The 12975-nt window shown below is 64.1% G+C and carries 16 protein-coding genes and 1 tRNA gene; 6 read left to right on the plus strand and 11 right to left on the minus strand.

The annotated features are described in order from the left end of the window. Window positions 1-9 precede the first annotated feature (9 nt). Both VA603_RS15875 and VA603_RS15880 read left to right on the plus strand, forming a co-directional pair. A complete protein-coding gene (locus VA603_RS15875) occupies window positions 10-435 on the plus strand; it encodes a type IV pilin protein (RefSeq protein ID WP_323439417.1) in 426 nt (141 codons plus the stop codon). Window positions 436-489: 54 nt separating this feature from the next. Next, window positions 490-566, plus strand: a tRNA-Asn gene (locus VA603_RS15880). An 83-nt stretch (window positions 567-649) separates the two neighbouring features. Here the strand turns inward: VA603_RS15880 and VA603_RS15885 are convergent. Next, complete coding sequence (locus VA603_RS15885; RefSeq protein WP_323439418.1) at window positions 650-937, minus strand: helix-turn-helix domain-containing protein; 288 nt, start codon at window positions 935-937, stop codon at window positions 650-652. A 90-nt stretch (window positions 938-1027) separates the two neighbouring features. Between VA603_RS15885 and VA603_RS15890 the strand changes: the two genes are divergently transcribed. The 3 genes from VA603_RS15890 (at window position 1028) to VA603_RS15900 (ending at window position 2927) form a co-directional block, all read left to right on the plus strand. After that, a complete protein-coding gene (locus tag VA603_RS15890) occupies window positions 1028-1489 on the plus strand; it encodes a hypothetical protein (protein WP_323439419.1) in 462 nt (153 codons plus the stop codon). A 167-nt stretch (window positions 1490-1656) separates the two neighbouring features. Further along, window positions 1657-2172: a hypothetical protein gene (locus tag VA603_RS15895; protein WP_323439420.1), complete on the plus strand. Its 516-nt coding sequence runs from the start codon at window positions 1657-1659 to the stop codon at window positions 2170-2172. A 5-nt stretch (window positions 2173-2177) separates the two neighbouring features. Beyond that, window positions 2178-2927, plus strand: a complete 750-nt coding sequence (locus tag VA603_RS15900; RefSeq protein WP_323439421.1) for a hypothetical protein — start codon at window positions 2178-2180, stop codon at window positions 2925-2927. 102 nt (window positions 2928-3029) lie between these two features. Here VA603_RS15900 and VA603_RS15905 read toward each other — a convergent pair whose 3' ends face one another. Continuing rightward, window positions 3030-3545 (minus strand): hypothetical protein, encoded by a 516-nt coding sequence (locus VA603_RS15905; RefSeq protein WP_323439422.1) that lies wholly within the window; start codon window positions 3543-3545, stop codon window positions 3030-3032. A 178-nt stretch (window positions 3546-3723) separates the two neighbouring features. Here VA603_RS15905 and VA603_RS15910 point away from each other — a divergent pair, with 178 nt between their 5' ends. Further along, a complete protein-coding gene (locus tag VA603_RS15910) occupies window positions 3724-4779 on the plus strand; it encodes an AbiJ-NTD4 domain-containing protein (RefSeq protein ID WP_323439423.1) in 1056 nt (351 codons plus the stop codon). A 141-nt stretch (window positions 4780-4920) separates the two neighbouring features. Here the strand turns inward: VA603_RS15910 and VA603_RS15915 are convergent, their stop codons facing one another. The 9 genes from VA603_RS15915 to VA603_RS15955 all read right to left on the minus strand — a co-directional run bounded on the left by VA603_RS15915 (window position 4921) and on the right by VA603_RS15955 (window position 12910). After that, window positions 4921-5202 carry a hypothetical protein gene (locus VA603_RS15915; protein WP_217438146.1) on the minus strand — a complete coding sequence of 94 codons (282 nt, stop codon included), beginning with the start codon at window positions 5200-5202 and terminating at the stop codon, window positions 4921-4923. After that, entirely contained in the window at window positions 5195-5920 is a 726-nt protein-coding gene (locus VA603_RS15920) for a hypothetical protein (RefSeq protein ID WP_323439424.1), read from the minus strand. Before VA603_RS15920 ends, VA603_RS15915 begins: the two co-directional genes overlap by 8 nt. 225 nt (window positions 5921-6145) lie before the next feature. Beyond that, window positions 6146-6589 (minus strand): hypothetical protein, encoded by a 444-nt coding sequence (locus tag VA603_RS15925; protein ID WP_323439425.1) that lies wholly within the window; start codon window positions 6587-6589, stop codon window positions 6146-6148. Beyond that, window positions 6564-6809, minus strand: coding sequence for a hypothetical protein (locus VA603_RS15930; protein ID WP_323439426.1), 246 nt, complete (start codon window positions 6807-6809; stop codon window positions 6564-6566). The genes VA603_RS15925 and VA603_RS15930 overlap by 26 nt, the downstream gene beginning before the upstream one ends. Continuing rightward, window positions 6802-7320: a hypothetical protein gene (locus VA603_RS15935; RefSeq protein WP_323439427.1), complete on the minus strand. Its 519-nt coding sequence runs from the start codon at window positions 7318-7320 to the stop codon at window positions 6802-6804. Before VA603_RS15935 ends, VA603_RS15930 begins: the two co-directional genes overlap by 8 nt. Window positions 7321-7901: 581 nt before the next feature. After that, a complete protein-coding gene (locus VA603_RS15940) occupies window positions 7902-10292 on the minus strand; it encodes a bifunctional DNA primase/polymerase (RefSeq protein ID WP_323439428.1) in 2391 nt (796 codons plus the stop codon). Between the two features lie 2 nt (window positions 10293-10294). Further along, window positions 10295-10552, minus strand: coding sequence for a DNA-binding protein (locus VA603_RS15945; protein ID WP_323439429.1), 258 nt, complete (start codon window positions 10550-10552; stop codon window positions 10295-10297). 345 nt (window positions 10553-10897) lie between these two features. After that, window positions 10898-12088 carry a tyrosine-type recombinase/integrase gene (locus VA603_RS15950; protein WP_323439430.1) on the minus strand — a complete coding sequence of 397 codons (1191 nt, stop codon included), beginning with the start codon at window positions 12086-12088 and terminating at the stop codon, window positions 10898-10900. A gap of 267 nt (window positions 12089-12355) precedes the next feature. Beyond that, the gene (locus VA603_RS15955) at window positions 12356-12910 is read right to left on the minus strand and encodes a GspH/FimT family pseudopilin (protein WP_323439431.1); all 555 of its coding nucleotides are present in this window, start codon (window positions 12908-12910) and stop codon (window positions 12356-12358) included. Window positions 12911-12975 lie beyond the last annotated feature (65 nt).

Genomic DNA, 12975 nt, shown 5'->3' on the forward strand with positions numbered 1-12975 from the left:
AAAATGGCAATGAAATCTGCAGGCAAGCTTCATGCACGGGTGGCTGGTTTCACCTTGATCGAACTGATGATCGTGGTTGCGGTCATCGCCGTTCTGGCCGCCATTGCAATTCCCAACTACAGCGAACACGTGCGCAAATCGCACCGCGCCCAGGCCAAGGCGGACCTGGCCGAGTACATGCAGCTGGCCGAGCGTTACCACACGGTCAACAACACGTATGTGGGTTTCGCACTGCGGGATAGCCAAAAGCAGACTCCGCGTGAAGGGGGGGCTGCGTGGTACACGCTGGAGATCAGCCCGGACGCCACCGCCAGTACGATCACGATCGTGGCGACCGCTGCGGGTGGGCAACTCAAGGACAAGTGCGGAAACCTCAGCCTCAGTCAGGCCGGGGAGAAGGGCGCGAGCAAGGGTGACGTGGCAGACTGCTGGTAAGCTGGATGCGGGGTGTTGCCGGATCTGGCCTGGCTCTGTACAATGCGCCTCCTCGCCCGAATAGCTCAGCCGGTTAGAGCACTTGACTGTTAATCAGGGGGTCGTTGGTTCGAGTCCAACTTCGGGCGCCATATGCATCATGTACTTAGGCCGCGCATCGTCGCGGCCTTCGTCTTTTGTGGGTTGCTGAAAACACGAAAGCAACACAGAAGCGTCACCCTCGCTGCTTGGACCCCTTCCGCGTCTTCGGCGACGTCGCACGTCCACGCTGCTCTAGGTACTCGTCCAGCAGCTCCTGCGGGGCGACGCCCATGGCCTCGGCGAACTCGACCAGCTCAACGGCGTCGATGCGCCGCTCCCCGCGCTCGCACTTGGACACGAAGGTCTGCGTGTTGCCCAAGCGCTCGGCCAGCTCAATCTGCGTCACGCCCACCCGCTTACGGGCCGCCTTCAGGACGGCCAGTAGGAGTTGGTAATCGCGGTTGTGGGTGGATTGGGCCATCGCGCGGTGACATGAAGTTCACCGCACGCTAGAGTCCGTGTTGGATTAGTCCAAAATAGACTATTAGCTAACGTTGACTCGGAGGGATACATGAAGCGGATAGGGATTCTTCTGGTTGTTGTGGTGGCCCTGGCCTGGATCGGGTCGAAGGTGGTACCACGCGGCGAGTCCACGGCTGCCAAGGCGCCCGCAACGGTGGCTGAGGTGCCACCGAAACAGGCGCATGAGTCCGAGACGCAGCCACCCGAACCCCAGCGCCCCATGACGGCGGCCGAGAAGAAGGCGCAGCAGCAGAAGTGGTTCGGCGCCGAGACGATCGTCGCGGCCGAGCGCGCGGTAAGGGCCGAGTTGAAGGACCCGGACGCCGCGCAGTTCCGGGACGTCCGCGCCAACTATACTGAGGAGTTCGGCGTAGTCGCATGCGGACGGGTCAACGCCAAGAACGAGTTTGGCGGATACACAGGCTTCCGGCGCTTCGTGTCCAGTGGCAAAAGCGTGATCCTTGAGGGGCGGGATAACTTCGCCGATGCGTGGACAGGTGCCTGTCTCTAGCCCAACAAAGTCGCATAACCCACTGACTCATATAGGAACGCCTCGCACCCATCTTGGGGGATGATGTGATAATTTGAATGAGCTGGGAGCGACCGCATGCCTAATAAGCCGGCATGCCTTGGCGAGGCTTTCTGCGATTATCAAATACATCAGAATCAGGGGGATTCATGTCGGACGGAAAGGATTTCAACGAGACGAAGAAGCTGCTTCTGCAAATTAACGAAGTAGTTGAGAAGCTGGATCCCGCCATCAGGCTCGCAGCATTCGAGATGCTCACGTCAATGTATTTCTCGAAGAAGCAAACGCTCAAGCGTGCTGCCAGCGGCGGAACCGTAGATGCAGATGACGACTCGGGTGACGCGCCTGACACTGGGGATCTTGGAGCTTTCGTCCAGTCGTTTGAGACCGGAAAGCCCCATGAGGCACTGGAAGTATTGGTTGCTTGGCTCTACTCCCAGAGGGGCAATCATCCGTTCACGACTTCAGAGCTTAAGGCGCTTGCTGACGAGTGTGGAATGATCGTGCCAGGCAGGCCTGACATGACCTTCAAGGGCGCCAAGGCGAACGGCAAGGCTATCTATATTCAATCGGGTAAGAACTGGAAGCTCACTGTCTCCGGCGAGATGCACATGAGGGCAACTTACAAGGTGACCAAGGGAAAGGCGAACGGCAGCGAGGATTGACTTAGGTGACGCTCGTAGAGTTCTTGCACCCACTGAAGGCCGCCACTAACCGAGACATTTGTCTCGCTGCCTTGTACTTCCAGCAGCGATACGAGAGCGTCGGCGAAGCGACGGTCGATGGGCTTCGCGCCCTATTGCGCCGCGGAAAGGTCAAAAACGCCAAGAATATGAACGTTGCTGACGTTCTTTCGAAGGCGGCACCGTATGTTCATCAAGCAGGGAAGCAGGGCCAGAGGATTCTCTGGGCACTTACTGCCAGTGGACAGGATAGAGTCCGAGAGCTACTCCAACTGCCTGCTAATGATGTCGAGATTGAGAATGACGTGGCAACCCTCGATGCACTGGTAAATACGGTCCCAGACAAGGATGTCGCAGATTACTTGCACGAGGCGGTCAAGTGCCTTCAGGTGAACGCACTCAGGGCGACGGTCGTATTCTTGTGGTCTGCCGTTACCAAGGAGGTCAGGGATCGCGTTTTTGCCAACGGGGCAAGCGTTGTTGATGCCGCAGTCGCGAAGCACGACAAGAGTCCAAGGCGGAAGGCGATCAGCAAGAGCGATGACCTGACTTACGTCAAGGAAAAGCTCTTGATTCAAATCGCAAGCGACCTGGGCGTCTTTGACAGCAACGAGAAAGGTGTACTTGAAGGATGCTTAGATCTGCGCAACAAGTGCGGTCATCCAGGAAAGTACAATCCCGGACCGAAGAAGGTGAGCAGCTTCATTGAAGACGTGATCGGGATCGTTTTCAAGTAGCATTCACCGACCAACGATAAGCGCGCCAAAGCGCACAAGCGGATGAAAAGAAAAGGGCCACCGTCACGGTGGCCCTTTCTCATACATGGCTAGAGAACGGCGTCAGCCGTCAGGCCGTGCAGGCTCGACCACCCAGACCGTGGACAGCGCCTCGGTAGACTGCTGCTCGTTCATGTCGGCGGGGTGGTGCTTCTGACGCGGCGGCACCTCGACGCCCTTCTTGCGCATGTCGTTGGCATACCACCGAACGCTCTTCCCAGTCGCCGCCGCGCCCTCGATCTGCGCGTTGACCATCTCCGCGATAAGCGTGTGCGGGTGGCCGGCCGGGTCCATCAGGATCGCGCGTGCGAGCGCGCCCACGCCAAGGCCGCGCGACTTCTTCTCGGTCGCTTCTGGCGTCTCGGCGACGTCGGCCTTTGGCTCTACGCGCTGCGCGGTCGCCTTGGGCTTCTTCGGCTGCCCGAATGAGGCCAGATCGATGTTCTTGTCGGCCGCGACCCGATCGATCCGCGCGACGAGCTTCGCCCGAGTCGCGAAGGTCTTGGGACCCGCGGGCTTGTCGGCGATGCGGTTGTGCAGGGCCAGCAGGTCCTTGCTGGGCATTTCTTCCAGCTTCATGGCGTTCTCCTACGTGTTGGTGGGCACGTAGGCATTAGGTCGCGGTTCCCTCGAGCCGGGAGCCCCCCCCCCCCGACCCGGAAGATGCTTGGGCAGACGGAACATTCCGTGGAAAAATGCAGACAGCAGACAGCAGACAGCGGCCCCATAATCCGGCAGTCAGAGAGGGGGTGAATTGATGCTTACCGATATTTTTGCGGAACGATATTCCATCGTCCCAATCTGGAGGGGTTTTGGTGAGGCGGAACGCCGATTGCTAGTCCAAGCATTTCGGATAGTTAGCGAGCAACTTTTTCCATATTGGACCCCGGAAGGCAAGGAAAGAGACGACGCCAAGGCCACTTGGAAGTCAATGCACGACAGGCTCAGCATGGAGTTGGGCCAACAGCAACTCGCACCGATGGGGTATTGGGCGCAGACGAAGATGGCAGGCAACGATCACCAATATTGGGTTTCGTCGGCGTTGGTGCACGTCTGTAACAACTTTGTCTGCGCGGCATATGATCCGAACGTGCCCGCTGACAGATTCATCAAGGAGCGCCTGAGCTTCGTCGAGATCGCGTTCCGTGATAGGGAGAATGCCGTAGCCAAAGCAAACGCTGAGCTTCCCGCCAAGATCGCCCAGGCAGAAGCTGCACAAAACTTGCATTCCACTTTACGCATACCAGGCAATAGGGCAGATGGAGTGAGAGCTGCTAACAAGACATTCAATGATGCTTTTCGAGCGAATGTGTGCGAGCTTAATGAACGCTTCCGCCGCGCCGGAACAAGACTGAACTACCACAACGGCTTCATCCAGATAGCTGAGGATGAGGCGATTGAGCGTGAGATCGAGACGCCATTTTGGGCGCTGGTCAATGATCCGAAATGGGCGAATGTGGACACTGACATGAAAGAGGCGATCGATCGTCGCGATAGCGGTGGCCGAGACCCTGCCTTCTACGCTGCCAAGGCCCTTGAGAGCACAATCAAAATCATCTCCGCCGAAAAGGGATGGACGCATGGCGGCGAGCGGGGTGCTCACAGTTACATAGACAACCTAGCCAGCGCTAAGAATGGCAGCTTCATCTCGAAGTGGGAGCAGTCGGCATTGAAGCTGATCTTCTCGGACGTCAGGAACGAGCTTGGCCATGGGCCAGGTAACGAGCCGATGCCCGAATTGAGTTCGCACCAGACGAGCTGGACGATCGAGTCGTGCATGTCTTGGATCAAGTGCCTCATTAACCGACTATGACACCCCAATTGCCCGTCGGCGGATGGGACTCCCTAAGTTCATGAAAAAGAAGGGGATGCCATGACGACATCCCCTCCGAAACACGGCCGGGCCACCCGTTGCCCTCTGCGCACCTAACCAGCCCGGCCGGGTTTGCTCGGGTCAGGCCGGGAGGAAGGCCAGGTGCGCCATCCCCGACCCCAGGGCGTCCGCCCTGCGCTTGGTCTCGCGGTCGACGTACAGGTCCAGCGCGCGGCAGTAGGGCTGCCCGGCCAGGGCCGCGGCCTCGTCGAACTCCTCGGAGCCGACGGCCACGCCGTTGCGGGCCGCTGCGGCCTCCAGCTCAGGGAACGGATCGCACCTGTGCTGGATCGCCGCGACCAGGGCGGCGAGTGCCAGCATCGCCGGGTGGCACGGTGGATAGTGGGCGCGTCGGTCAGTCATCGCAGTCGCCCCCGATCAGGTCGTGGTCGATCTCCTGCTCGCGCATGGCGAGCTGGACCGAGCTCAGCGGGTTCGACTTGCCGGCGTGCCAGGCGCGGATCGCGACCAGGATGCCCTGGAGGCGCGCGTCACCCAGCTTGATGTACTCCTGCACCTTCAGGAAGTCGTCCTGCTTCATCGCCGTCGCCAGCTCGGCCGGGCCGACCGGGCGGTCCTTGGTGGGCAGGCGGTCGATCAGGGACAGCACGGCCGAGGCCAGGGCGACGTTGCGCGTGCCGACGGCGACCTGGGCCATGTGGCCGAGCTCGGCGGGGCCGGCGTGCTGGAGCTGCTGGAGGTACTCGGTGCGCTTCGGGTCGCCTAGGGCCGCGCGGGCCAGGACCTTCGCCGGGGAGTCGTAGAACTGGCGCTGCGCGACCAGCTGCGCGTGCGGCGCGCCGGCCTCCTTCATGATCTTGTCCAGCTCGGCCTTGGAGTTGTCCTTGATCTCGCGGACGCTGGCGAGCGTCTCGTGCTCGGCGAAGCGCGCCACGTCGGCCATGCCGATGCCGGGGGCGCTCTTCCAGCGCGCGGCGATCTGCTGCTTGCGGGTCGCGATGTCCTTGTTCAGCCGCTCGATCGCGGCGAAGGTGCGCTTGTGCAGCAGGTCCAGGGTCGAGGCGAGCTCGCCGATCTGCTGGGTGCTGAGGAGGGGGGTGTCGCTGAGTTCGATCTTCATTGCTCGTGTGCTCCGGTGGGTTGTGGTCCTCCGGTCGCCTGTCACGAGCGCATCCCCAGCCTCGGGGTGGTCTGCGCGCCAATGCGCTGACCGGATGCCTGCAATGTGTCGGGGTGCGCTGGCCGCGAACGCCATCGTTCTCCGGACGTGTTTCCCTCGAATCTGCCGCCGTCACTGCGGCTTGCGAATCATGGGCTTGGCCTCGCGCCGCCCGCCGATGGAATGTCAGGCGTCCCAGTCGGGGCGCGGCCCGGTCGGCATGCCGCCGGCGCCGCCGCAGTCCAGGCACATGCGGGCGCGGGCCACGTCCTCGGAGAAGTGGGACCGCCCGCAGCACATGCAGCGGAGCCAGCCGACCCGGCGCACGACCTTGGGCGGGTCGTAGTTCGGGTCCATAACGGGGACGCGCCGCGCGCCGCCGTCGTTCGGCCACCGCTCGGGCTCGGTGAGGGGCCTTGCGATGCGCCTGTCCTCGGGCGTCAGCTCCCGCCGGCCAGGCGTCGCGCCGAGCCAGCGGTGGTCGGGCCACCTGTCGGAGTGGCACCGGACCGACACCCCGTTGGGGCTGAGGCCGAGCGCCCGGGCCGCCGACCTGGCGGAGGGGTATCGCACCCCGTCCACCTCGACGGCGACCGGCTGCCCGTTAGTGGCCCCGGTTGACGCTGCCATGCTCGCGCCGCGCCTCGTACTCCAGCGACATGCGCTCCCACTCGTCCGCGTCCAGGCGCGGCACCGGGCCGAGGCACGTCATCTCGCTGCGCCGGGCCAGGGCGTCGCGCCCGCCCATCGCCGCGACCGCGTCGGGCGCCGTGCCCTCGATCGCGCCCAGCATGACCTCGATCTGCTCCGCCTTGGCCAGTGCCTCGGCGACGCTCAGCTTGTCACTCATCGTCCTGTTCCTCGTCGTGCGGCCGCGCCGCGTTGTACTTGGAGAGCAGCGCCACCAGCTGGGCGCGCTCGTCGGCGGGCATCGCCAGCAGGGCGTCGGCCGACAGGCCCGTGTCCTCGACCCTGACGCGCAGCCTGTCGGCCATCTGCTCGCCGTAGCGGAACTTGAGCAGCACCTCTAGGAGCCTGTCGCTGTGCTTCCTGACGGTGAGCGGCCTCTCCTCGCCGGTCGTCGGGTCCGCGGTGGTGGCGAGGCGCCCCTGGTGGATGACCGGCTCGTCGTAGCCGATCGCCGCGCGCCTGTACGCCTCGTCCAGGAGCGCGTCCAGGGCGACCTCGACCGCCTTCTCCCACCGCGTGCGGAACTCGATGTCGTTGGCCTTGTGGTAGAAGGCCGTCTGCCTGCTGATGCCAGCCGCCGCTGCGGCCTGCTTGGGCGAGCACGTGTCCTCCAGCACCTGGAAGAACACCTCGCGCCGTTCGGGCGAGAATGAGTTGGGGACAGAAGGCATGGTCGCCGTCTCCATGAAAAATGGCTTACGGCGTGATCGTGTCGTGCTTACGCGCGCAGGCACGCCATCGTTCAAGCAGTCGGATCAACGGCTTGAATGGCGTCGGCCCTCTCATGTCTGATTAGGTGGCGCACATCGGTGGGACGGCCTGGACCGTTCGCCTCGCGCGCGAGGGACAGAACGCACACGGTCGGAAGGACGATCCGACGCGTCCCCCGCGTCGGTTGCCACGCCCGCCATGCTCGGCCACCGTCAGGTGCGATCCATAAGGGCAACAGGGCTGCACGACCTTGAGTCCGTGCCCAGCGAATCAGTTCGTGTGCCCCAAAGCCTTGTTTTTATTAATTTTCACGAACTACACAGACTTCACGGACTAAAAATAAGAAAACAGAAAAACACAGCGCAAACGGCTCGGTTCGACGTCGCGACGAGCGCGCCGAATGCTGTGCGAACTGAGCGAAAAACGCTGTGCAGTTCGTGCGTTCGGTAAGCGCATGATCTGTAAAGAAAAAATGCCCGACCCCTTGTAACAGGCGGTCGGGCGAGAGTCTGAGTCAGTGCAGCCGTGGCCGAATCCGCCCTCAGTAGGCGCTGCCCCCCATGCTTTTCTCCCAGAGTGCGCGCGCGTCGTCGATCTGGGGCAGGACCCAGAGCCAGGTCTTGCGCCCCTTCTCCAGGACCACCTGCTTCTCGCCGATCCCGGCCCGCTTCTTGATCCGCATCATCAGGCCGGACTTGGCCCTCGGGCGCGCATTCAACTTCTTGGCGTAGGCAACGTAGTCGTCGTAGAGCTCGTCTCGGTCCACCATGACGGACTCCTCGTGCCAGGGCAGGTCGATCATCAGGCCAGGCAGGCGGCCGCTGTCCAGCAGGCCGTTCCACCACGATTCCTCGGGGCTCTGGCTCATAGCCTTCTGCTCAATGAGCGCCTGGGTCTGCGGGACGCTGTCGCGCGGGTGCCTGTCGCCCAGATCGCGGGTCAGCATGTCGTGCAGCATTGCAGCCAGCCCGCCCTCGTCAAGCTGGCGGTTGAGTGCACGGAAGAACGCCGTGTTGCCCTTGCGCCTGTTGTTGACGTTGAACACCGCGAACCTGCGCTCGCCGTCCATGCCGGCAGGCACGACCCAGTCGTTGTTGGATGCCATGACGATGTGGACGTGGTTCCGTCCGGTCACGGCGTCGCGGCCCTTGCCCTCATAGGTCAGCGTGGGCTCCGTGACGAGCTGCTTGAGCACCGACTCGCCTTCCTTGTTGCCCGCCCAGAACGCCTCGTCGGCGAACAGGCAGACGCAGTTCTGCAGGTGCGAGTTGAAGCGGCCCGTGAGGTGGCCAGGCGAGCTGATGTGCAGCCCGCTCGCGCCCGCCAGCTTGAACAGTGCGCGGCCTAGGGTGCCCTTGCCGGTGCCCTTCTCGCCGCGGAATGCGACGGCCACCTCGGCGACCTGCTCGGGGTGCTGGAACATGAAGGCGATCCAGTCGAGTACCCACTCAAAATGGTCGCGGTCGCCGTCCACTAGCACCTCCAGGATGAGCTGGCGCAGCAGCGACCAGTCGCCCTTCTTCGGCTGCACGGACCACCCCTTCCACATGTTGAGCCAGCCATCCTGGCCCTTTCCGGACGGGTCGAAGATCAAGCCCTTGTACTGGCGGCGGCGTGCGCTCTTGAGCCATGCGTCGGCCTTGGTCACCAGCTTGTCGTTCTTCTCGACCAGCTCGTGCTCGTAGGACGAGCGGAAGTCGCTCTTGGAGAGCCGCTGGTAACGGACGCGGCCGCGGAAGACCGGGTCACGTTCCTCGGTGATGATCTGGAACCCGTTGTCCAGCACGATGTAGTGCCGTTCGTTGAGCTCGTCGATCACGGCCTCGATGCCCGTTGCCTTCGGCGGCTCGCGCAGCGCCGCGTCGTCCACGCCCCGGCCCAGTTCTACAGGGTCCTCGTACACGTCGAAGTCGTCGGCTGCGTCGGCCACCGCGACGTGGCCGCCCGCCTCCTGGACGACCTTGTGCAGCAGCCTTGCGGTGATGGGCCGCGCGCCCCTGCCTGCGGTGGCGTGGAGCGAGTCCCACCGCCTGCCGATGAGCCACGCATCGCCCTGATACCTGGCATCCTGCGTGGACCAGTCGATGAACTCCTGGCGACCGTCGCCGGCGGTCGCGTGATGGCACGCCATCATCAGGTCGCGCCACCTGTCGTGATCCTGAAAGTCCTCGGCGTCCAGCTGCTCCAGCGTATCGGCCAGCATCTCCGGCGTCAGCTCGCCGAAGCCCGCGGCCTCGCCGTGCGCCCGCGTCGGCCTGCGGATCAGGCGCAGCAGCGTGTCGGGCACCTGCGGCGCCTCCTCGGGGAAAGGCGCCAGGTCATCCCAGCCGTATCGCCTGCCGTTCGGGTGGACCGACCCAGGCGCGACGACCTGTCGGCCGTGGCTCTTGAACTCCACGCCAGGGTAGTCCTCCAGGCTGTCGAGCACCTGCACGTCGGCGGGCTTCCTGAAGTAGTAGTGATGCCCGCCCGATCCGGTGACGACGTGCGGGCACGCGGACAGGTCGAGCCGCGCGTCCCGCGCTAGCTCGGCCAGTGGGTCGCGTCCTGCCGTGTTGCCGGGGTCGTCCTTCCCGCCGAAGTTGCGCGGGTCCACGTCCAGCACCATCCAGGTAGGCGGCAGGCGCACGCCCACGTTGCGGCCGTCGCGCCGCGCCTGCTCCAGCACCTCGCGGCTGTCGTAGTCCCTGGCCTGCCAGGCACCGTCGCGCGGGGTCTTCCCGCGGTCGCGGCCCCTCGCGTCCTTGGCGTCCCACCTGTGCAGCGGGATCAGCGTGAGGCCCGCGCGGATCAGACCATCGACGTCGAATGATGGCGTCGGCGAGCTGTGCCCCACGGCATCATTGATCCCGTGAGTCCTGGACAGCTCACTCCTCTGGTCAGTCGTAACCTTGCGCCCGCCTTGCACGCGGGCGTTTTCTTTCGCGCCCATGGTCAGCCCTCCAGGTTCGCGCCGCGGCGCTTCATGTGGGCACGCAGGTCGCCCATCCGGTAGCGGACCGTGCGAGAGCCGACGACGTGGTGCGGCGGGTGGTTCTCGGGGCGCTGGGTGCGGTTCCACGCCATGGTGCGCGGCGTCAGCCGCAGGAAGGCGGCGGCCTCGATGCTGGTGACGACGGCGTCGTCGGGCAATGCGTGCAGCGCCGCGAGCTCCTGCGGCGTGAGGGTCTTGGGTTCGTATGGCCTTGCCATCTCTTCTGCTCCATCTCCAAGGCTCCCGCGACGGCGGAATGCCGCCGGGGGACTAGGCCCTGCTGTGCGTCGCAGGAGATGGGCTGCTCAGTTCGTCATGCTGGGCTGGCCTCGGCTGTTCTTGCCACCGAAAGCACTTCTGATCGCCATAGCCATTGCCGACGATCCTCGGGTCAGTTGCTGGCCCGATTGACTCGAATACTACCGGCTAAACCATGCCAAAAACACCATTACATCATCAGGCTTCTCAGGTGGCTCCGTGTCGCGTCCGGACGGCCTCGGGCTGCTCAGCACCAAGGCCGAAGCCACCGGAAGCGACACGGTCCACCTGGTGACGCCGTGCGGCTATTCCTTGAGCCGCGGCGGCCACGATCCGGGCTCGTGGACCATGCCCAGCGCGTCGAGGATGTAGGCCGACGCCTTCTCCTGATGCTCGCGCAGGTGGTCGAGCGAGGGATGCAGGTAGCCCATGGTCACGCCGCCGCTGGACGCACTGTGGTTCAGCAGGAACTTCAGCTCCAGCAGCGGAGTGCCTGCCTGCAATGCCAGCGACGCATAGGCATGGCGGAGCGCATGCCCCGTCAGGCCGTCCAGCTCGGGCTGCTGTACCTCGGCGACGTGCCCGCTTCTGCTGTCCGAAGGGAACAGCCACGGGCTCCTTCGATTGATCGCGGGGTTGGCGGCGGCTCTGTGGGCGACGAGGTCAGCCAGCGCAGACGACAGCGGCAGATCGAATGCTCGTGCCACGCCGCCCTTGGGTGATGGAACGTGCAGTGCGAGTCCATCGTCGCTGGCGTGCTCCATCCGCGCCTCGCACGCCGCCGTGCGCCGCATCCCCGACAACATCATGAAGAGGTTGAGGTCACGCCTGATGGGTGACAGGCCGAGCACTGCCTTGCCCCACGCCTTCAGGCGATCCGCATCGACGTCCACCTTCCTGCGCTTCTGGCCGTGGAAGTCCACGTTCATCGCCGGGTTCGCGGGCAGGTCCGGGTGCTCGCGCAGCCCGCGGTTGTAGACGGCGCGGAAGATGCGGAACACCGCGTCGGCCGTGGTGGCGCCGTTCTTCTTGGTGATGCGCGCGTGGCGCTCCCGCACGCCTGCGCGATCCGGGCCGAGCTCGGCCAGCGGCGTGTCGAGCCAGTCCGGCAGGTAGTGGTCGCAGTTGTAGCGGTAGCCCTCGACGGTCTTCGCCGACAGCTTCTTCGCGGCGATGTGCAGGTCCAGCGCCTGCCGCAGCGTCATGCCCCGCGCACGCGCCTTCCTGCGTTCCTCGGTCGGGTTGACGCCAGCGCGCATGGCGACCAGCGTCTTGGCGGCGAGCGCCCTCGCGTCCTTCGCCGCAAGCGCGGGGTGCTCCCCGATCTTGGTCCGCACCTGCCGCCCACGCACCAGGCTCTGCGTGTAGTACGAGCGCTTGGTGCTGGAGACGATCAGGTAGAAGCCCCGCAGCTCGGGGTCGGCGTACAGGGCCGTGCGGCCACGCTCCACCGGCGGCGCCCGCTCGACGAGCGCCTGAGTGATCTTCGCTTTCATGGGTTGGTTCCTCGACGTTTGCGACACCGTCTGAACACGGTTCTTGCGCACAACAACGCCAAGCTGTGCACGCTCAAACCCTCAGACTTGACGCCATCATGTCGAGCAATTTCAACCGTGTAAGCGCGTTTTTTCCCCCAAAATCAAATCATGGCAAAGCGCGCTCGTGCCGTCTGTTAATCAGGGGGTCGTTGGTTCGAGTCCAACTTCGGGCGCCAGATTCAAAAAAAGCCGCGAGCAATCGCGGCTTTTTCTTTGCGCCGATGATCACAGGCAGGAGCGCGGCGATGAAGCGCGTTCGGCGCGGATCCTGCCCGTGTTGTTGATCACGATCCTGCCGCGCGGCCGGTCCCGCTCATAGAAGCAGATGCTGAGATTGCTACCGCCGCTGCGTCCATCCGGTTGGAAGCGGGCATGGCGACGCCCGATGCTGGACCTGATCGCGGCAGTTGCCGGTAGTCGCGGTGGATCGGTGACCTGCAGGATCGCCGCCGGGTTGGCGGGGTGCTTCTCCTGCCGTTGGGCCTGGAACATGAGCCAGCGACGGTTCCAGTTGCTGTCCTGGCTGCAATGCAGTCCGTCCTGGCTGGGGCAGACGCGAACGGTGACCTGGCGCGTGATGGCGGTGTTGCGCGCGATGGACAGTTGGGAGTGCAGCAGGTGCATGCTGGTTTCGATTCGAACCCGTGTGACCACGCCCGAGACCGCCGGCGCTGCCAGTGCCAGCAGGATCGCCATGACACACAGGGTGATCAACAGTTCGGTGAGGGTGATGCCCCGGGCGGTGGCACCGGGGGATTGCTTGGGTTGCGGCGGGGCCATGGTAGCGGCGTCCGAAGGTGGCGCGGCCATGGTGGGGTGCTGCGGGCTTCATTCATATTTCTGAT

The sequence above is a fragment of the Stenotrophomonas capsici genome, assembly GCF_034961085.1.
GTDB lineage: Bacteria > Pseudomonadota > Gammaproteobacteria > Xanthomonadales > Xanthomonadaceae > Stenotrophomonas > Stenotrophomonas capsici.